Annotated in this window: 18 protein-coding genes; 11 read left to right on the top strand and 7 right to left on the bottom strand. The window is 69.5% G+C overall.

The genetic code is table 11. The annotated features are described in order from the left end of the window. Positions 1-14 precede the first annotated feature (14 nt). Positions 15-671: a fasciclin domain-containing protein gene (locus E3O23_RS08035; protein WP_134489881.1), complete on the bottom strand. Its 657-nt coding sequence runs from the start codon at positions 669-671 to the stop codon at positions 15-17. A 42-nt stretch (positions 672-713) separates the two neighbouring features. Next, positions 714-941, bottom strand: coding sequence for a hypothetical protein (locus E3O23_RS18270; protein ID WP_174776610.1), 228 nt, complete (start codon positions 939-941; stop codon positions 714-716). Positions 942-1,004: 63 nt separating this feature from the next. Between E3O23_RS18270 and E3O23_RS18520 the strand changes: the two genes are divergently transcribed. After that, positions 1,005-1,253: a hypothetical protein gene (locus E3O23_RS18520; RefSeq protein WP_241983384.1), complete on the top strand. Its 249-nt coding sequence runs from the start codon at positions 1,005-1,007 to the stop codon at positions 1,251-1,253. 53 nt (positions 1,254-1,306) lie between these two features. Here E3O23_RS18520 and E3O23_RS18685 read toward each other — a convergent pair whose 3' ends face one another. Further along, positions 1,307-1,435, bottom strand: coding sequence for a hypothetical protein (locus E3O23_RS18685; RefSeq protein ID WP_255453297.1), 129 nt, complete (start codon positions 1,433-1,435; stop codon positions 1,307-1,309). Between the two features lie 212 nt (positions 1,436-1,647). Here E3O23_RS18685 and E3O23_RS08020 point away from each other — a divergent pair, with 212 nt between their 5' ends. The 4 genes from E3O23_RS08020 to E3O23_RS08005 all read left to right on the top strand — a co-directional run bounded on the left by E3O23_RS08020 (position 1,648) and on the right by E3O23_RS08005 (position 8,805). After that, the gene (locus E3O23_RS08020) at positions 1,648-3,366 is read left to right on the top strand and encodes a cytochrome c biogenesis protein DipZ (RefSeq protein ID WP_134489879.1); all 1,719 of its coding nucleotides are present in this window, start codon (positions 1,648-1,650) and stop codon (positions 3,364-3,366) included. Positions 3,367-3,887: 521 nt separating this feature from the next. After that, positions 3,888-5,885, top strand: coding sequence for a DNA helicase RecQ (gene recQ, locus E3O23_RS08015; protein ID WP_134489877.1), 1,998 nt, complete (start codon positions 3,888-3,890; stop codon positions 5,883-5,885). Positions 5,886-5,888: 3 nt separating this feature from the next. Further along, complete coding sequence (locus E3O23_RS08010) at positions 5,889-6,473, top strand: class I SAM-dependent methyltransferase (protein WP_134489875.1); 585 nt, start codon at positions 5,889-5,891, stop codon at positions 6,471-6,473. A 190-nt stretch (positions 6,474-6,663) separates the two neighbouring features. Further along, entirely contained in the window at positions 6,664-8,805 is a 2,142-nt protein-coding gene (locus tag E3O23_RS08005) for an acyl-CoA dehydrogenase family protein (protein WP_134489873.1), read from the top strand. A 33-nt stretch (positions 8,806-8,838) separates the two neighbouring features. Here E3O23_RS08005 and E3O23_RS08000 read toward each other — a convergent pair whose 3' ends face one another. Continuing rightward, positions 8,839-9,216, bottom strand: a complete 378-nt coding sequence (locus E3O23_RS08000) for a VOC family protein (RefSeq protein ID WP_134489871.1) — start codon at positions 9,214-9,216, stop codon at positions 8,839-8,841. Between the two features lie 156 nt (positions 9,217-9,372). On the opposite strand from E3O23_RS08000, the gene E3O23_RS07995 reads away from it, so the two are divergent. From E3O23_RS07995 to ypfJ, 4 genes are read left to right on the top strand one after another with little or no spacing between them, the layout of a single operon-like run. Next, positions 9,373-10,320: an ABC transporter ATP-binding protein gene (locus E3O23_RS07995; protein WP_134489869.1), complete on the top strand. Its 948-nt coding sequence runs from the start codon at positions 9,373-9,375 to the stop codon at positions 10,318-10,320. Then, on the top strand, positions 10,317-11,174 hold the full coding sequence (locus tag E3O23_RS07990; RefSeq protein WP_134489867.1) for an ABC-2 transporter permease: 858 nt from the start codon (positions 10,317-10,319) through the stop codon (positions 11,172-11,174). Before E3O23_RS07995 ends, E3O23_RS07990 begins: the two co-directional genes overlap by 4 nt. A gap of 31 nt (positions 11,175-11,205) precedes the next feature. Continuing rightward, the gene (pip, locus tag E3O23_RS07985; RefSeq protein WP_134489865.1) at positions 11,206-12,162 is read left to right on the top strand and encodes a prolyl aminopeptidase; all 957 of its coding nucleotides are present in this window, start codon (positions 11,206-11,208) and stop codon (positions 12,160-12,162) included. 9 nt (positions 12,163-12,171) lie between these two features. Then, entirely contained in the window at positions 12,172-13,047 is an 876-nt protein-coding gene (gene ypfJ, locus E3O23_RS07980; RefSeq protein ID WP_134489863.1) for a KPN_02809 family neutral zinc metallopeptidase, read from the top strand. Here the strand turns inward: ypfJ and E3O23_RS07975 are convergent. Then, positions 13,022-14,308 (bottom strand): oligosaccharide flippase family protein, encoded by a 1,287-nt coding sequence (locus tag E3O23_RS07975; RefSeq protein WP_166790449.1) that lies wholly within the window; start codon positions 14,306-14,308, stop codon positions 13,022-13,024. The genes ypfJ and E3O23_RS07975 overlap by 26 nt on opposite strands. A gap of 335 nt (positions 14,309-14,643) precedes the next feature. Here E3O23_RS07975 and E3O23_RS18095 point away from each other — a divergent pair, with 335 nt between their 5' ends. Next, a complete protein-coding gene (locus tag E3O23_RS18095; RefSeq protein ID WP_166790448.1) occupies positions 14,644-15,966 on the top strand; it encodes an O-antigen ligase family protein in 1,323 nt (440 codons plus the stop codon). Next, positions 15,963-17,015 carry an acyltransferase family protein gene (locus tag E3O23_RS07970; RefSeq protein ID WP_166790447.1) on the top strand — a complete coding sequence of 351 codons (1,053 nt, stop codon included), beginning with the start codon at positions 15,963-15,965 and terminating at the stop codon, positions 17,013-17,015. Before E3O23_RS18095 ends, E3O23_RS07970 begins: the two co-directional genes overlap by 4 nt. On the opposite strand, the gene E3O23_RS07965 is transcribed toward E3O23_RS07970, so the two are convergent. Both E3O23_RS07965 and E3O23_RS07960 read right to left on the bottom strand, forming a co-directional pair. Next, positions 17,012-17,449, bottom strand: a complete 438-nt coding sequence (locus E3O23_RS07965; protein WP_134489917.1) for an FAD synthase family protein — start codon at positions 17,447-17,449, stop codon at positions 17,012-17,014. The genes E3O23_RS07970 and E3O23_RS07965 overlap by 4 nt on opposite strands. A gap of 111 nt (positions 17,450-17,560) precedes the next feature. Then, positions 17,561-18,160 (bottom strand): arsenate reductase/protein-tyrosine-phosphatase family protein, encoded by a 600-nt coding sequence (locus E3O23_RS07960; protein ID WP_134489858.1) that lies wholly within the window; start codon positions 18,158-18,160, stop codon positions 17,561-17,563. Between the last annotated feature and the right edge of the window lie 45 nt (positions 18,161-18,205).

The following is an 18,205-nucleotide window of genomic DNA, read 5'->3' as shown; positions in this document are numbered from 1 at the left end:
TCGCATGTGGGGGGCTACTTGGTCGGCATCAGCACCGAGTCGATCAGGTACACGGTTGCGTTGGCGGTGTGGACGCCACCGCAGATGACGTTCGCGCCGTTGACCTTGAGGTCGTCGCCGCTGCCGGTGACCTCGACGGTTCCGCCCTGGACGGTCGTCTGCATTCCGGCGATCGCGTCAGGAGCGATCTGGCCGGGGACGACGTGGTAGGTCAGGATGCTGCTGAGCGTCGCCGCGCCTTCCTTGGTCTTCAGGGTCTCGATGGTCGCGGCGTCGATCTTGGCGAACGCCTCATCGACCGGAGCGAACACGGTGAACTCGTCGCCGTTGAGGGTGTCGACCAGGTTGACGTCCGGGTTCAGTTGTCCGGAGACCGCGGCAACCAGGGTCTTGAGGAGCGGGTTGTTGGAGGCGGCCACTGCGACGGGGTCGGCCGACATGCCGACGATGGAGCCGGCGCCATCCGGAACGGCCTCGCCGTACGCGGCGCAGCCCGAACCGACGAGGTCGGCTGCCGGGTCGTTCTCCATGGCGGGGGCTTCGCTCGTGGTGGCCTTGGGCTCCTTGGCCGTCTCGGCGCTGGACGCGCCCATGGAACAAGCGGACAGTCCGACCATTGCGATCGAAGCGATGGACAGCGCCGTCAGTGTCTTGCGTGTGATGGTTCGCATGGGAATTCTCCTTGATGAGGTGGCCCACCTGGTGTGCGGCCTTCACAGCATCATTCGGAGCCCCGGCCGATCCGGTTTGGAGGGGACCCGGAATTGGGGCAGGGAGAGTCCGCCGAACTCGAACCAGGGCCGGCTCTTCGGCCGACCCAGACCGACCGCGGTCAGCAGGACCCCGTCGTTCAGGGACACGAGGAACGCCTGGTCGACGGGTTTTCTCAGGAGCAGCACGCGGTACGCCGCCATCGACGGGGTGATCAGGGAGAGCGTCATTCCGTCGTAGCCGGTTTCGGCGAGGACCTCGAGCGCGCCAGCCAGGATCTCGGGGTGGCGGGTATGGTCGCGTTTGCGGCCGAGCTTCGGCGACTGCTCCGCCGCGTCGTCTCCGAGGTCCTCTACATCAACGTCTTCATCGCGATCATCGCCATCGTCGGTGCCATCTTCTTCGTGAGCAACGCGAAGCGCACCGGTCCGCGCCCGAAGCTCGACATTCCCGGGATCGTGCTCGTCTCCGGCGCGCTCTGCGGGCTGGTCTACGGGTTCTCGAACGCGGAAACGGACGGTTGGGATTCCCCGCTCGCCTGAGGGATCTTCCTGTTCGTCACCTACTACCTGCAGACCTCCCTGTACACGCCCATTCAGACCGGGCTGTCCTTCCTGCCGGTGATCGCGATGCTGGTCCTCGCCTCGCAGTTGTCGACGAACATCTTCGTCCCCCGCTTCGGACCGAAGGTCATGGTGCCGTTCGGGATGGCGCTGGGTGCCATCGGGATGGTCCTGCCTCACCCACCTGGGCCTGGACAGCACCTACGCGGCCGACATCCTGTCGCCGCTGATGATTCTCGGCTTCGGCATGGGATCCATCAGGCCCTCTTCCGGCGCCTGGGGCACGGAGTCTCGCTGGCCAATCCGCACGGCACCGACCCAAACTGATTAGCCCTCTCCTCCGAACACACTCCGACAGACTTTGGAGGAGACCGTGCTCTCACTTGCCCTCATCGGATTCTTCGGTGGCTTGATCACCGGGATATCACCGTGCATCCTGCCCGTGCTACCCGTTATCTTCTTCTCGGGCGGTGTTCAGGGGGCGAAGTCAAGCGACGACGCGGCCGCCATCGCACCCTCGCGCTGGCGGCCCTACCTCGTGATCAGCGGCCTGGTGGTGAGCTTCAGCGTCTTCACGCTGATCGGCTCGCTCCTCCTCTCCCTCCTCAATCTCCCGCAGGACGTGCTCCGCTGGGCGGGCCTGATCGTGCTCGTGTTGATCGGCATCGGACTGATCTTCCCCAGGTTCGAGCACATCCTGGAGAAGCCGTTCTCCTGGATCCCGCAGCGCAACGTCGGCACCGAGCGCGGCGGTTTCGTGCTCGGCCTCGCCCTCGGCGCGGTCTACGTGCCGTGCGCCGGGCCGGTGCTGGCCGCCATCACGGTCGCCGGCTCGACCGGCAGGATCGGCATCGAGACGGTCATCCTCACGGTCACGTTCGCGTTGGGCGCGGCGATCCCGCTGCTCGCCTTCGCCCTCGCCGGCCGACGAGTGGCCGAGCGGGTCAAGTCCTTCCGCAAGCGCCAGCGCGGCATACGGATGACCGGTGGAATCGTCATGATCGCCCTCGCGATCGGTCTCGTCTTCAACGTGCCGCAGCTGCTGCAGCGTCTCGTTCCCGACTACACCAGCGCCCTGCAGGACCGGTTCAGCAACTCGGAGCAGATCACCAAAGCGCTCGACCTCGGCGGCCTCGTCACCGACGAGAACCAGGCCCTCTCGAAATGCACCGACGGCGCCGGCGAGCTGCAGAGCTGCGGAACCGCGCCGTCGATCCGCGGCATCCAGGAGTGGTTCAACACCCCGGGCAACGAGCCGATCGTGCTCTCGGAGCAGAAGGGCAAGGTCGTGCTGGTCGACTTCTGGGCGTACTCCTGCATCAACTGCCAGCGCTCGATCCCGCACGTGACGGCCTGGTACGACGCCTACAAGGACGCCGGGCTCGAGGTCATCGGTGTGCACGCCCCCGAATACGCCTTCGAGAAGGAACCGCGCAACGTCAAGGCCGGCGCGAAGAGCTTCGGCATCGACTACCCGGTCGCCATCGACAACAAGCTCTCGACCTGGACCAACTACCGCAACCGCTTCTGGCCGGCCCACTACCTGGTCGACGCGTCGGGCACCGTGCGCCACATCAAGCTCGGCGAGGGCGACTACGACGTGACCGAGAAGCTCATCCGTGAGCTCCTGGTTCAGAACAACCCCGACGTCAAGCTGCCGCCGGCGACGGATGTCGCTGACACGACGCCGACCGCCGGCAAGACCACCCCGGAGACCTACCTCGGCACCACCAAACAGGTGAACTTCGGCGGCAGCGAGAAGTACTCGGCGGCGACGTCGGCCTTCGACGCACCGAAGAAGCTCGCCGCGAACTCGTTCGCGCTCGACGGCGCCTGGACGCTCGGCACCCAGTCGGTCACCCCGGCGGCAGGGAAGGCGAAGATCGCGCTGAACTACACCGCCAGCGAGGTGCGGATGGTCCTGTCCGGCTCCGGAACGGTCAGCTACACGGTCGACGGCAAGACGAAGTCGTTCAGCGTGAGCGGCACCCCGAAGTCGTATCCACTCGTGAAGACGAGCGACATCGGCACCGGCGCCCTCCGAGTGACCGTTTCGCCCGGTGTGGAGGCCTTCTCCTTCACCTTCGGCTGAACCGTCCGCCGTCGCCCCTCCCCCCGCCTCTCCTGCCCAGTTCGGCAGATCGTGGTGGTCAGGGTTGGCGGATGCGTATCGCCGCCGACAGAGACCGCACGATTCGCCGATCTGGCGCGTGTCTGGCATTTCCTGGTTGAGTTGCGGAAAAAGCGCCTTCGTTTGTGGATTTGAGGTGCTTTTTCCGCAACTCAACCTGGAATGCCGTTTACCGGACGTGTCAGCGGGTCGCAGGTGTCGACCGACCCAGTGGCGCCTGGACCTGCCCGACTGGACTAGCCCACGGCCGGCAGTGCGACGGTCCAGCCGCGAAAACCGGATCGGCCGCCGGAAACCGGCCGTTTCATCCTGTTGTCGGGCACGTGGGCGCAAACCGTCCGGTATTCGCGACGCGGATGCTGCCCCGCGGCAACGCAGGCAGGCAGGCAATGCAGAGTTCACCAACCCGATGACTCCACGATCTGCCGAAGGAGTCTCCTGGGGACGGGGGAGAGGTCGGGGGCCCCGGGTAGAGTTGGCGGGTGAGTTGGAACGCCGAAATACCCTGGGATCCCGACGAGTTCGAACCACCCGAAGACTTCGACGCGCCGCCACCGCCCGACAGCCACCCCGACCGGGCATTCGTCCCGGAGGGCTCCACGCCCGGCACTTCCGGGCGCGGGGCACCGGCCGCATCCATCGCGGCCAGCGCGAAGTTCGCGACCGCCGCCGAGGCCCTGCACACGGTGTTCGGCTACGACTCGTTCCGCGGCGAACAGGCCGCCATCATCGAGCAACTCATCGGCGGCGGCGACGCGGTCGTGCTCATGCCCACCGGTGGCGGAAAGAGCCTCTGCTACCAGATCCCCTCGCTCGTGCGCGAAGGCACCGGCATCGTCATCTCGCCGCTGATCGCCCTCATGCAGGACCAGGTCGATGCGCTCACCGCCGTCGGCGTGCGCGCGGAGTTCCTCAACTCGAGCCAGGACGCCGCCACCCGCGGCCAGGTCGAACGCGACTACCTCGCCGGCAACCTCGACCTGCTCTACGTCGCACCGGAGCGGCTCTCCTCCGAGGCCACCAAACGGTTCCTCGGCCAGGGCACCATCTCGCTCTTCGCCATCGACGAGGCCCACTGCGTGTCGCAGTGGGGGCACGACTTCCGGCCCGACTACCTCGCCCTGTCCGAACTCGCCGACCGCTGGCCCGACGTACCGCGCATCGCGCTCACCGCCACCGCCACGGATGCCACGCACAAGGAGATCACCACCCGGCTGCAGCTCGGGGAGGCGAAGCACTTCGTCGCCAGCTTCGACCGGCCCAACATCCAGTACCGCATCGTGAACAAGCTCGAGGTGCGCAAGCAGCTCCTCGCCTTCATCCGCTCGGAGCATCCGGACGACGCGGGCATCGTTTACGCCCTCAGCCGCAAGACCGTCGAACAGACCGCGGAGTTCCTCCGGGCCAACGGCGTCAACGCCCTGCCCTACCACGCCGGGCTCGACGCGGGAGTGCGCGCCCGCACCCAGTCGAGGTTCCTCCGCGAAGAGGGTGTCGTCATCGTCGCCACCATCGCCTTCGGCATGGGGATCGACAAGCCCGACGTGCGCTTCGTCGCCCACATCGACCTGCCCAAGTCGGTCGAGGGGTACTACCAGGAAACCGGCCGGGCCGGCCGCGACGGCGCCCCCGCGACGGCCTGGCTGGCCTACGGGCTGCAGGACGTCGTGCAGCTGAGACGCATGATCGACCAGTCGCCCGGCGACATGGCGCACCGGCGCAAACTCTCCGCGCACCTCGACGCCATGCTCGCACTCTGCGAGACCGTGCACTGCCGCCGGGTCAACCTCCTGCGCTACTTCGGCCAGGCCAGCGAGCCCTGCGGCAACTGCGACACCTGCCTCGAGCCGCCCGTCGGCTGGGACGGAACGATCCCCGCCCAGAAGCTGCTCTCCACGGTCGTGCGCCTGCTGCGGGAACGCAACCAGCGCTTCGGCGCCGGGCACCTCATCGACATCCTGCGCGGCAAGACGACCCCGCGCAGCACGCAGCACAGGCACGAGCAGCTCGCCACCTGGGGCATCGGTGCCGACCTCAGCGACCAGCAGTGGCGCGGCGTCGTGCGCCAGCTGCTGGCCCAGGGATTCCTCGCCCCCGAAGGCGAGTACGGCACGCTGGCCCTCACCGATGCCGCGGCCGAGGTGCTCGCCGGCAACCGCCCGGTGCAGCTCCGCACCGAGCCCGACCGCCCCGCGCGCCGCACGGCGGCCGCGAAGAGCACGGCCAGGGCCGGCGTCGCCGACCTCACGCCCGGGCAGGAGGCGCTGTTCGAGGCTCTCCGCGCCTGGCGCTCCGCCGCGGCCAGGGAGCAGGGCGTGCCCGCCTACATCGTCTTCGGCGACGCCACGCTGCTGGCCGTCGCGGCGGCCGGGCCGGCGACCCTCGGCGAGCTGGACGGCATCAGCGGGATCGGCGCGAAGAAGCTCGAGGCCTACGGTGAGGCGCTGCTGGGCGTGGTCGCGGCGGTCGCGGCCGAGTAGCCCATGGACTGGACCGGCTACTACGACGCGCAGGCCGGTCGCGCCGTGCGGTCGGTCGTGCTGCAGGCCCTCGCCCGCCGGGCCGATGCCCCACCCGGTGTGGCGATCGACATCGGCTGCGGCGAGGGAACCGAGACCCGTCACCTCCTCGCGAACGGATGGCGGGTGGTCGCGATCGATGCGGACCCCGCCTCCGCGGCGCGGGTGCGCGCGGGCCTCACCCCCGAGCAGCTCGCCCGCCTGGACTTCCGCCGCGCCCGGTTCGAGGAGATCGGCGAGTTCCCCGCCGCCGACCTCGTCTACTCGACCTTCGCGCTGCCGTTCTGCGCACCGGCGGCGTTCCCGGCCCTGTGGTCGGACATCCGTGCCTCGCTGAAGCCCGGCGCCTGGTTCGCCGGCGAACTGTTCGGCCCGCACGATTCCTGGTCCGGCCGCGCAGACATGAACTTCCACGACCGCGCCGAGGTGCAGGCGCTGCTCGCCGGACTGACCGTGCACAGGCTCGACGAGGACGACCGGACGGGCCAGTCCGCCTTCGGCCCCCGGCACTGGCACGTCTTCCACATCATCGCCAACAACCCCGCCTGACCTCGCCCGACCCTCGTCTTTTTGTGGGTCATGGCAGGCACATTCCCGGATGGCCTGCGGAATCCTACAAAGCGAATGCCGAGCCCGGCCTGGTTCTTTGTAGGCCCGTCACGCACAATTTCGGCCGCTTCGGAGCCAGCCGTAGCGTGGAACAAAACTCCAGTTCCGCGCGAAAGACGAAGGACCGACGATGGTTGACACCGCCCAGCGCCCCACCGCCCGCAGCACCTCGACCGGCGCCAACGTCGAGGCCGACATCGACGCCGGCGTCGACACCGGGCCGATCAAGATCGCCGGAGACCCGACCGCCCCGGCGGTCGACCTTCCGTCCCTGAAGCGGCAGCTGCTCGGCACCTGGGCCGACGTGCGCCTGACGGCGCGCGAACTCACGGCGCGGCCCGAGATGCAGCGCATCGACGGGCTCTCGATGGACGAACACCGCACCCGGGTATTCGGCCAGCTGAAGACCCTCGCCGAGATCGGCCACGTGCACCGCGCCTTCCCCAGGCACCTCGGCGGCCAGAACGACCAGGGCGGCAACATCGCCGCCTTCGAGGAGCTCGTCACCGCCGACCCCAGCCTGCAGATCAAGGGCGGCGTGCAGTGGGGCCTGTTCGGCGCCGCAGTGCTCCACCTCGGCACGAAGCCGCACCACGACGCCTGGCTGCCCGACATCATGAGCCTGAAGATCCCCGGCGCCTTCGCGATGACCGAGATCGGACACGGTTCGGATGTCGCCAGCATCGCCACGACCGCGACGTTCGACCCCGAGACGGACGAGTTCGTCATCCACACCCCGTTCCGCGGAGCCTGGAAGGACTACCTGGGCAACGCCGCGAAGGACGGCGTCGCGGCGGTCGTCTTCGCCCAGCTGGTCACGCAGGGCGTGAACCACGGCGTCCACGCGTTCTACCTGCCGATCCGCGACGAGGACGGCGCCTTCCTGCCCGGCATCGGCGGCGAGGACGACGGCCTCAAGGGCGGGCTGAACGGCATAGACAACGGACGGTTGCACTTCACGAATGTGCGAATTCCGCGTGCGAACCTCCTCAACCGCTACGGCGACGTCGACGCCGCCGGAACGTACACGAGTTCGATCGACAGCCCGGGCCGCCGATTCTTCACCATGCTCGGCACGCTCGTGCAGGGACGGGTCTCCCTCGACGGCGCGGCCACCCAGGCATCCGCGCTGGCGCTCACCATCGCCATCACCTACGGCGGCCAGCGCCGGCAGTTCACGGCCGGCAGCGAGACCGACGAGGAGGTCATCCTCGACTACCAGCGGCACCAGCGCCGGCTGCTGCCGTGCCTGGCCACCACCTACGCCCAGACCTTCGCGCACGACGAGTTCCTCGTGAAATTCGACGAGGTCTTCAGCGGCCGGGCGGACACCGACGACGACCGACAGGATCTCGAAACCCTCGCCGCCGCGCTCAAACCGCTCTCCACCTGGCACGCCCTGGACACCCTGCAGGAGGCACGCGAGGCCTGCGGAGGCGCCGGCTTCATGGCGGCCAACCGCCTCGTCGGCCTGCGCGCCGACCTTGACGTCTACGCGACGTTCGAGGGCGACAACAACGTGCTCCTGCAGCTGGTCGCCAAGCGCCTGCTCACCGACTACAGCAAGAAGTTCGCCACCGCGGATGCCGGGGCCCTCGCCCGGTACGTCGTGCAGCAGGCCGCGGACCGCGCCTACCACGGGACCGGCCTCCGCACCCTGGCCCAGGCCGTCGCCGACTTCGGCTCCACCGCCCGCTCGGTCGGGCAGCTGCGCGACACGAATGTGCAGCGGCAGCTGCTCACCGACCGGGTCGAAACGATGATCGCGGATGTCGCGGCGAAGCTTCGCTCGGCCAACAAGTTGCCGAGGAAGCAGGCCGCCGACCTGTTCAACTCACACCAGAACGAACTCATCGAGGCGGCCAGGGCGCACGGCGAACTCCTGCAGTGGGAGGCGTTCACCCGCGCGGTGGACTCGACCCCGGACGCGGGGACCCGGCAGGTGCTCACCTGGCTGCGCGACCTGTTCGGGCTCGGCCTGGTCGAGAAGAACCTGGCCTGGTACCTCATCCACGGCCGGCTGTCCGCGCAGCGCGCCCAGTCGGTCACGGCCTACATCGACCGCCTCATCGCCCGCCTGCGCCCGCACGCACAGGACCTCGTCGACGCCTTCGGCTACAGCCAGGAGCACCTGCGCGCCCCGATCGCCAGCGGCATCGAACGCGAGCGCCAAAACGAGGCCCGCGAGTACTACCGCAACCTGCGTGAGAGCGGCACGGCACCGGTCGACGAGAAGGCGCGCAAGGCGAAGTCCGGCAAGACGCGGAAATAGCGCCCGGAGCCCGGCTCGATCACGGTCCGTCGATCACCTACGCCCGCCGACCCTCTGCTCGACCAGCCCGACCGTGTTCCCCTCGCTGTCGGCCACGAAGGCCATGAACTCGTCGGTGCCGGCCGGGCCGAGGCTGTCGTCGCCGTGGTGGAAGATCAGCGCAGGCTCGGCGACGACCCGGACGCCGTCGGCGCGGAGCCGCTCCAGCGCGGCAGCCAGATCGGGCACCTGCAGGTAGATGACGGCTGACGGCGCCCGGCGCTCGAGGAGCAGCCGCACGCCGTCGAGGTCGAAGAACACCAGCCCGGGCGGGTCGAACACCCCGGTCGGCTCCGTGCCGAGCAGCCGCGAATAGAACGCGCTCGCCCGCCCGAGGTCCTCGGCCCTCTGGGCTACCTGGATCATGCGCATGCCGGGCATCGTACCCGCACCCGCTCGGCACCCGCTCGGCCGGCACTCGGGCGGCGGCACTAGGGTCGAGGAAGGTCAGCCGCACGCCGATCGCACGCCGATCGCCCGCCCACCTCACGCCCACCGCCCCGCACCGACAGACGAACGAGGACAGCGATGATCCAGGCACAATCCCTGACCAGGCACTACGGAAGCAAGACGGCGGTCGGCGCGGTCGACTTCACAGTGCAGCCCGGCAAGGTCACCGGTTTCCTGGGCCCGAACGGCGCGGGAAAGTCCACCACGATGCGCATGATCGTGGGGCTGAGCAGACCGAGCGCCGGCTCCGTCACGGTCAATGGCAAGCACTACCGCGACCACGCGGCCCCGCTCCGCGAGGTGGGGGTTCTCCTCGACGCGAAGGCCGTGCACACGGGGCGCTCGGCGTACAACCACCTCCTCGCCATGGCCGCCACGCACGGCATCCCCGCCCGCCGGGTGCGGGAGGTCATCGAGCTGACCGGCCTCGAGTCCGTGGCCCGCAAGCGTGTGGGCGGTTTCTCCCTCGGCATGGGCCAGCGGCTGGGCATCGCGGCGGCGCTCCTCGGTGACCCGGCGACGCTCATCCTCGACGAACCGATCAACGGACTCGACCCCGAGGGCGTGCAATGGGTGCGCCGCCTCGTGCGCCACTTCGCTGCCGAGGGCCGAACGGTGCTCCTGTCCTCGCACCTGATGAGCGAGATGGCGCTCACCGCCGACCACCTCATCGTGCTCGGGCGGGGCCGCGTGATCGCGGACGCCCCGGTGGCCGACATCATCGGATCCGCCACGCGCAGCACGGTCCGGGTCCGGAGCCCCTACTCCGGACGGCTGGCCACCCTGCTCGCCCGGCCGGACGTGACCGTCACCCCGACGGGGCCGGACGTCCTCGAGATCGTCGGCATCACCGCGGCGGACATCGGCGAGCAGGCGGCCGGTGCCGGCATCGCGCTGCACGAGCTGACCCCGCTCTCCGCTTCCCTTGAAGAGGCCTACATGACCCTGACCCAGGACGAGGTGGAGTACCGCAGCATGGGCTCCCCGGATTCCGACGCGCCCGAACTGCAGGAGGCCGCACGATGAGCACGACGACCCCGACCTCGACCCCGTCGCAGGCGACACCTCCCGCCCCGGCCGGTGCGGAACGTCCACCGTCGGCCTTCCGGCTGAGCTTCGCCGGCATCCTCCGCTCGGAGTGGATCAAGCTGCGCACCGTGCGCTCCACGTCGTGGTCCTACGCCATCGTCGTGGTCATCTCCCTGGGCATGGCGGCGATCATGTCCGCCGCTCTGGACCTCCAGGACGGAGGCCCGATGCCTGCCGCCGTGCAGGCCGCCTTCGTCGTGCAGGCCTCGACCTTCGGGGTCTTCTTCGGCCAGCTGGTCGTTGGCGTGCTCGGCGTGCTCGTCGTGACCGGCGAGTACTCCACCGGCATGATCCGGTCGACGCTCACCGCGGTGCCCCGTCGGCTGCCCGCGCTCTGGGCGAAGGCGGCCGTGCTCTTCACGGCCACCTTCGTGGTCGGCGCGATCGCCACGCTGGGATCCTTCCTCGTGGCCGGGCCGATGCTGGCCGGGAAGGGCATCCACGCCAGCCTGGTCGACGGCGCGGTCATCGTGCCCCTGCTGGCCGGCGCCCTCTACCTTGCCCTGGTTGCCGTCTTCGCCCTCGGGGTCGGCGCCATCCTGCGCAACAGCGCCGGCGGGATCGCCGCGACCCTCGGGATGCTGCTGCTCTTGCCGATCGTCCTGTCGATGATCCCGGCGACCTGGGCGAACGACCTTGTCCCGTACCTGATCTCCAACGCGGGCACCGGCATGATGGCTTCCGGCGGGCAGGCGGTCATGGAGCCCTGGCAGGCCCTGCTGGTCGTCCTGGGCTGGCTGGCGGTGAGCCTGGCCGGCGCCGCCCTGCTGCTCAAGCGTCGAGACGCCTAGCCTCGAGGCGCCCGGGGCATAGGCTCTTCGCATGCGAGAGTTCTATCCCGAAATCGAACCGTACGAGACCGGCACCCTTGACGTGGGGGACTGCCAGACCCTCTACTGGGAGGCCTCCGGCAACCCGGACGGGAAGCCGGCGGTCTACCTGCATGGAGGGCCGGGCGGCGCGTCCAGCGCCAACCAGCGCCGCGTCTTCAACCCGGAGAAATACCGGATCATCCTCTTCGACCAGCGCGGTTGCGGCCGGAGCACGCCGCACGCGAGCGAACCGGACGCCGACCTCGAGACGAACACCACCTGGCACCTCGTGGCCGACCTGGAGAAACTCCGCGAGCGCCTCGGCATCGACAGCTGGCTGGTCTGCGGCGGATCGTGGGGCAGCGCCCTCGCCCTGGCCTACGCCCAGACCCACAGGGAACACGTCACTGAACTGGTCGTCCGCGGCATCTTCACGCTGCGCCCGGTCGAGCTGGACTGGTTCTACGAGGGCGGCGCCGCGGCGATCTACCCTGACCTCTGGGAAGACTTCCTCGCCCCCGTGCCGGTTGACGAACGCGGCCACCTGATCGAGGCCTACGGCCGGCTGCTGAACGACCCCGACCAGGCCGTTCGCGAACGCGCGGGCATCGCCTGGTCGAAGTGGGAGTCGTCCACGATCACGCTGCTGCAGCAGCCGGAGACGATCGCGCACTTCACCGAGCCCGCCTTCGCCGTCGCCTTCGCCCGGATCGAGAACCACTACTTCCAGAACGGGGGCTGGTTCGAACCGAACCAGCTGATCCGCGACGCCGCCAGGCTGAAGGACATCCCGGGAGTCATCGTGCAGGGCCGGTACGACATGTGCACCCCGCCATTCACGGCCTGGGAACTGCACAAGGCGTGGCCGGAGGCCGAGTTCCGGATGATTCCGGATGCCGGCCATGCCTTCGACCAGCCGGGCAACCTGGACGCCATCATCGAGGCGACCGACCGCTTCGCCGGGTAGCGTGATTCCATGACGTTCAACGACAACGCCAACATCGGCGGTGGCAGGGCCAGCAAACGCGGACGCAACACGGGCATCGCCGTCGGCGGAGGCGGCCTTGGTGTCGTGGCCCTGATCATCCTGTCGCAGATCCTGGGCGTCGACCTGACCGGGCTGGCCGGCGGCGGCGGACCCCAGCCCACCGGGTCCTCCCTCGAAAACTGCCAGACCGGCGCCGACGCCAACGCCAACATCGACTGCCGGATGAAGGGCGCAGCGGCGTCGCTCGAGACCTACTGGGCCGCCGAACTGCCCGCGCTCGGAGTGGACTACCAGTCACCCCAGGACCTCGCGCTGTTCACCGACAGTGTCAACACCGGCTGCGGCGCCGCCTCGAGCGCGACGGGACCGTTCTACTGCCCGCCGGACGCCACGATCTACATCGACACGGCGTTCTACGACGAACTGCGCACGCGCTTCGGCTCCTCCGGCGGGCCGCTCGCCGAGATGTACGTCGTCGCCCACGAGTGGGGCCACCACATCCAGAACGTCACCGGGGTCCTCGAGGCCTCCCAGGACGGCCGGACCGGGGCCGGCTCCAACGCGGTTCGCGTGGAGCTGCAGGCCGACTGCTACGCCGGCGCCTGGGCGGCCGCCGCGTCGACCACAGAGGATGCCGGCGGAGTCCCGTTCCTGGAACCGATCACCCAGGCGCAGATCACCGACGCACTGAGCGCGGCATCCGCAGTCGGCGATGACCGGATCCAGCAGGCCACACAGGGGCAGGTGAACCCGGAGGGCTGGACCCACGGATCGAGCGAGCAGCGCCAGCGCTGGTTCCTGACCGGTTTCGAGCAGGGCGCCGACGGCTGCGACACGTTCAAGCCGGGCGACGCCGCACTCTGAGCGCGGCCCGACGCGCGTACCGGCCGAGGGTCTGCAGGTCCGACCGCCGCACGCCGTAGAACTGGAAGAAGCCGATCCCGAACACCCGCGACAGGAAAACCAGGTTGAGGTTGCTGGCGATCACGCTGCCGGCCAGGGTCGCCAGCGCGGCGCCCATCGCGCCGAGTGCGGGCGCCAGCCAGACCAGCAGGCCGATGTTGATGGCGCAGGCGATGGTCAGGGAGAGGCTGCGTAGTCCCGGCCGGCCGCGCGCGCTCAGGCCGGACCCGGCGATCGACCCGGGCGTGAGCAGAACGACGGCGAGCAGCAGCACCGCGGCCACCGGGATCGACCCCCGGAAGTCCTCGCCGAAGAGGAACGGGAGCCACCAGAGCATGGTCAGGCCGATGAAGAGGGCGGCGAGCGCGCTGAGGGCGGTCGAAATGCGGGCGGATGCGCTCAGCCTCGCGTCCACCGAGTCGGCCGCATCCGTCACGAAGGTCACATCACGCACGGCGTGGTGGATGATCAGGGGGAGCTCGCTGATGCTGACCGCGACCACGTAGAGCCCCAGCTGGTAGGTCCCGGCGAGCGGAGTCATCAGCACCTGGTCGACGCGGGAGAGCAGAATCCCGGACAGCGATCCCACCCAGATCCGGCCGCCGTAGCCGAGCAGCCCGGCGACCCTGGCCTCGCGCGGCACGACGAGCGCCCGCGGATCGAGACGACGCAGGTGGCCGATGTACACGAAGGCGCCCACGACCGGCATGCCCGCCACCGTGATGGTCGCGACCAGCGGCGTGAGGGTGCCGGTCAGCCAGAACGGGATGAGCACGGCGAGGCGGAGCGAGGACGTCAGGATCCTCTCTATGGTGACCAGCCGCCAGTGGTTCGTGGCCGAGGCCACCCCCCGCAGCACGCCGACGAGGAGGTTCGGCACGATCGCGAGGCTCGCCACGATGATCAGCTGCTGCACCCCAGGGTCACCGCCGCTCAGCCAGGGCGGGGCGAGCAGGATGCCGGCCGTGGCGAGCACGCCGGCCAGGGCCAGGATCAGCAGGCCCCGGCCGGCCGCATTCCGGGCCAGCCCCGGCGACCGGGCGATGGCCCAGGTCACGGCCTCCGGCACGCCGAAGGTGGCGACGGTCACGACGAGGGCCATCGGGGCGATCGCCGCCGCAACGGAACCCCGCCCGTCCACGCCGAGCGCCTGCGCCAGGATCGGCCCGGAGAACAGGGCGACGAGGGGCGGGAACGCATTGCCGAGGAGCGAAATGGTCATGTTCCGCGAGACGGCGCCGGAGCGCGCGGCCGGGCCGCCGGGAGTACTCGCCCGGGGCGCAGCGCTCTCCTCGGGCACGGGCGGCCGACGCTTAGGTGACATGTCGGTTCGTCACGGCGCTCTGCTTCCGTCGGGTCGGCGCGGATCTGTGGGTCGCCACTCTACTCGCAGCCCCCGCGAGGGAGGCTACCCCCGGTCGGGGGGCATTGCCCGGCGATTTCACGTCGACCCTTGTTTCCTGCGCCGACCGAGTCCTATGGTGGGGCTCGAGGTGGCTACGCGAACAGGCGACGAGACCCGAATCGTCGCCCGCGGGGCCCGGTGCGGTGGTGAGCGTGGCATCACAGGTGCTGTCCGGACGGAAGGCGGCGAGGGAGCGGGCCGCTCCCGCAGTCGTCGTGCGCCGGATCGTCGCGGTCGTCGTCGTCGTACTGATTGCCATGCGCATCGAGCTGCAGTTCGGCCTCACCGTGGGCTATCTGGCCGCCGCCGCGCTGGCCCCGCTGTGGTTCCCGGTCCTGCGCGAGTACCGAGGCGCGCGTGCCCTGCTCATCGCCGGGCTGGTCGCGCTCGGCTCGGGGCTGTGGCTCACCGAGCTCGCGCGCGACACTCACGAGATCAGCCTGGGCATCGCCGCAGGCTGGACCTTCCGCCTGGCGGGGGTCCTCTGCTCCGTCGGCTTCATCCTCTGGGCCCGGAAGGTGATTCCCGGCTCCTGGCTCGCGCTCTGCTTCGGCCTGGGACTCCTCGCCGGGGGGCCGACCGCCAGCGAGCTCTACGAGCAGAACCCCTGGCGCTTCGGCTTCTCCTTCGCCGTGTCGATCATCGTGCTGGCACTCGCCACCCTGGCCGGCCGCCGGTGGCTCGGGTTCGTTGCCGCCCTCGGCCTCACCGTTGTCGCGATGTTCACCGATGCGAGGTCGTCCTTCGCGATCCTGCTGCTCACTGCCCTCCTCCTCGGCTGGCAACTGCTGCCGGCGCGCACGGCGCGGGGCAGGTCCGGGGCCCGCGTGGTCATCGCGCTCGCGGCGCTGGCCGTCGTCGTCTACAACTTCGGCCAGGCGGCCATCGTCGCCGGGTACTTCGGGCAAACGACCCAGCAACGCACGATCGAACAGCTGGATGCCTCCGGCTCGCTGATCCTGGGCGGCCGGCCGGAACTGGCGGCGACGCTGGCGCTCATGCAGGACCGTCCGATCGGATTCGGCGTGGGAACCCTGCCGAACCTCGGGGACATCCTCACCGCGAAGTCGGGAATGGCCGAGATCGGGTATGAACCCAACAACGGCTATGTCGAGAGGTACATGCTCGGCGGCCACATCGAACTTCACTCCCTCTTCGGCGACCTCTGGGCGCACTTCGGGATCCCCGGACTGGCCCTGGCCGGCTTCATCCTCTTCCTCATCCTCCGCGGCATCGGGGCGACCATCTCAGCCCGGAGCGCGAGCCCGGTCCTGATCTTCCTCGTCGTCACCGCCGGGTGGACGTTCTTCTTCGGGCCCTTCTACAGCGCGGAACGGATGCTCATCCTCACCCTGGGGCTCGTGATGCTGCCCGGTGCCTCGACGACGACCGTGACGACGCCGCCGACCGGCACCTCGCCGCCGCGTCCCTCGGCGCGCAACGGCCGCAAGCGGCGGTCTGGACTCGGCGCGTGACGACGGCCCCGGAATCAGCGGTTCCGGTCCGGCCGCGCGAGTCCTGGATCGACGTTGCGAAGGGGATCGCGATCATCCTCGTCGTCCTCTTCCACGCGGTGATGTACCTCGACGCGGTCGGTCTGGCCGGTGCGCTCGCCCGGCTCAATCCCCTCCTCGACACCTTCCGGATGCCGCTTTTCTTCTTCATGTCCGGCATCCTCGCCGCAGGGGTCATCGGCCTGCCCTATCGGCAGCTCTTCCGAAAGCGGATGCTGCTCCTGCTCTACCTCTACGTCGTCTGGGCCACCGTGCAGACCCTGTTCCTCCTCGCCCTGCCGCCCATCGGTCACGGGGCCGTGAACGCGGGCTGGAGCAACCTGTACACCATCTTCGTCCGGCCCAGTTCGAACCTCTGGTTCATCTATGCGTTGCCCCTGTTCTTCACCGCCGCCTGGCTCATGCGGCGGTGGAACCCGCTGGTCCAGGTGGCCGGGACGGCCATCGTCGCCGCGGCCTTCGGATCGGGGCTGCTGCACACCGGGACGCCCTGGGACAAGATGGGGCGATATCTCGTCTTCTTCCTGGCGGCCGTGTGGCTCGGACCGCTCGTTCGCCGGCTCGTGCCGCTCGTTCGCTGGTGGCATGCCGGCGTCCTGGCGGGCGCCTATCTCCTCGTCGTGCTCGCCATGGCAAGGCTGGAACTGACGCATGTGCCGTTCGTGCTCCTGGGGGTCAGCGTCCTCGCCGTCATGGTGGGAATCTCGCTCGCCGTCCTGCTGTCGCGCCTCCCCTCCTGCGATTTCCTTCGTTTCCTGGGCACGAGGACCTTGCCGATCTACCTCGTGCACACCTTTCCGATGACGGCGCTCGCGGCCGTTCTGGCCGGCACCGGCGCGAGCGTCGCGTTCGGCTGGGCCACGCTCCTGCCGCCTGTGCTCTGCGTGTTCTCCGTCGTCGTCGCCCTGCTGCTGCACGCGCGTTTCGCGGGGGTGCCGGGGGTCTTCACCGTCCCGGCAGGATCCTGGCTCGCCGTGTCGACGCCGCCGAGGCCCGCGGCCGCCGACTAAGCGCGCACGTCGGAGCGTTGCGGGTTGAGCGAATGCAGCGCCCTCCGGAGCACCGTGCTGGACGTGTTGACGGTATAGGGGAAGTAGACCACCTCGACCCCGACGGCCTCGAACTCCCGCTCGAGTCTCCGCCCGCGCTCGGTGCCGCGCCAGTCGTCACCCTTGAAGAAGACGTCGAAGCGCAGCTCGTTCCAGGTGTCCAGCTTGTCCTCCAGCACCTCGGCGACGGCCTCGTCGACGTAGGAGATGTGGCGCACGATCTCCAGCCGTTCGAACAGCGGCACGACAGGGGGAGTCCCCTTGCGCTCGAGGAGCAGTTCATCGGAGACCACGCCGGCAATCAGGTAGTCGCACTGGCTCCTGGCGTTCTTCAGGATGTTCAGGTGGCCGACATGGAAGAGGTCGAATCCGCCGGCGGCGTAACCGACGCGCATCTCGGTGGTGCGGGGCGGTACGTCGGAGCGGTCCAGTGTCACGGGGTCTCGGTTCTCTCAGGCCGTCCGGGGGTGGCAACGGCGTTCGGGTAGAGAGGTAGGTGAGCAATCCTAGTTTTGTGGGAGCGTTCGGTCTAGTGCCAGTCCGGCCGCAATTCCGGCGACCGCCTCGTCGACCAGCTGCAGCGCGGCGCGATGGCGGCGCGCGCTGGATCCGTGCCCGTCCGCGATGTCGAAGGTCGGCTCGACGAGGCCCCTGGCGCGATTGAGGTCATCGACGAAGTCAGCCAGCCGCTCCGCCGGCCCGTGCGCCGACGCGGCCCGGTAGAGGTCGCCCCGGGGGCCGGCCGCCCGGGCCGCTTCCGCGAGGGCGGCCGCCTCGCGCAGGGTGAAGGTTCGCCATCGCGCCTCCGGGGCGAGCCGGGCGACGGCCGCCCGGTGGTCGCGCTCTGCCGTCAGCACGAGCTGGGCGTCGTCGATCAGCTCTCGCGTCAGCTGGCGTGGCTGGTGGCCGGCCTGGTCCAGCCCCAGGCGCTCGAGGAGCCGGCCGGCTTCGCGGCAGGCGGGGTGGTTGTAGGCCACCCGGGTCCCGGCGCTGGAAACTGAGAATTCGCTGGGCAGCCAACCGCCAAGGCGCGCCCGCAGAAGCTGCTCGGCGAGGGGGGACCGGCACGCGTTGGCTGTGCAGACGACGAGGATGCGCGCGTTCATCGACGGCAGCCTAACCGCATTTGCCCCCGGAACGAACCTTTGAAT

The organism is Cryobacterium tagatosivorans (genome assembly GCF_004402215.1).
Classification (GTDB): Bacteria; Actinomycetota; Actinomycetes; order Actinomycetales; family Microbacteriaceae; genus Cryobacterium; species Cryobacterium tagatosivorans.
This window is presented reverse-complemented; position numbering and strand designations above follow the sequence as displayed.

What these genes read in the sequence shown, in the direction of transcription:
- E3O23_RS07975 (WP_166790449.1), bottom strand. Translation starts at nt 14,308, where the DNA reads ATGACCATTTCGCTCCTCGGCAATGCGTTCCCGCCCCTCGTCGCCCTG.
- E3O23_RS18685 (WP_255453297.1), bottom strand. Translation starts at nt 1,435, where the DNA reads ATGGCACCCAGCGCCATCCCGAACGGCACCATGACCTTCGGTCCGAAG.
- E3O23_RS08005 (WP_134489873.1), top strand. Translation starts at nt 6,664, where the DNA reads ATGGTTGACACCGCCCAGCGCCCCACCGCCCGCAGCACCTCGACCGGC.
- E3O23_RS07965 (WP_134489917.1), bottom strand. Translation starts at nt 17,449, where the DNA reads ATGCGCGTCGGTTACGCCGCCGGCGGATTCGACCTCTTCCATGTCGGC.
- E3O23_RS08035 (WP_134489881.1), bottom strand. Translation starts at nt 671, where the DNA reads ATGCGAACCATCACACGCAAGACACTGACGGCGCTGTCCATCGCTTCG.
- ypfJ (WP_134489863.1), top strand. Translation starts at nt 12,172, where the DNA reads ATGACGTTCAACGACAACGCCAACATCGGCGGTGGCAGGGCCAGCAAA.
- E3O23_RS07960 (WP_134489858.1), bottom strand. Translation starts at nt 18,160, where the DNA reads ATGAACGCGCGCATCCTCGTCGTCTGCACAGCCAACGCGTGCCGGTCC.
- E3O23_RS07995 (WP_134489869.1), top strand. Translation starts at nt 9,373, where the DNA reads ATGATCCAGGCACAATCCCTGACCAGGCACTACGGAAGCAAGACGGCG.
- E3O23_RS18520 (WP_241983384.1), top strand. Translation starts at nt 1,005, where the DNA reads ATGGTCGCGTTTGCGGCCGAGCTTCGGCGACTGCTCCGCCGCGTCGTC.
- E3O23_RS08000 (WP_134489871.1), bottom strand. Translation starts at nt 9,216, where the DNA reads ATGCGCATGATCCAGGTAGCCCAGAGGGCCGAGGACCTCGGGCGGGCG.
- E3O23_RS18270 (WP_174776610.1), bottom strand. Translation starts at nt 941, where the DNA reads ATGACGCTCTCCCTGATCACCCCGTCGATGGCGGCGTACCGCGTGCTG.
- pip (WP_134489865.1), top strand. Translation starts at nt 11,206, where the DNA reads ATGCGAGAGTTCTATCCCGAAATCGAACCGTACGAGACCGGCACCCTT.
- E3O23_RS07990 (WP_134489867.1), top strand. Translation starts at nt 10,317, where the DNA reads ATGAGCACGACGACCCCGACCTCGACCCCGTCGCAGGCGACACCTCCC.
- E3O23_RS08010 (WP_134489875.1), top strand. Translation starts at nt 5,889, where the DNA reads ATGGACTGGACCGGCTACTACGACGCGCAGGCCGGTCGCGCCGTGCGG.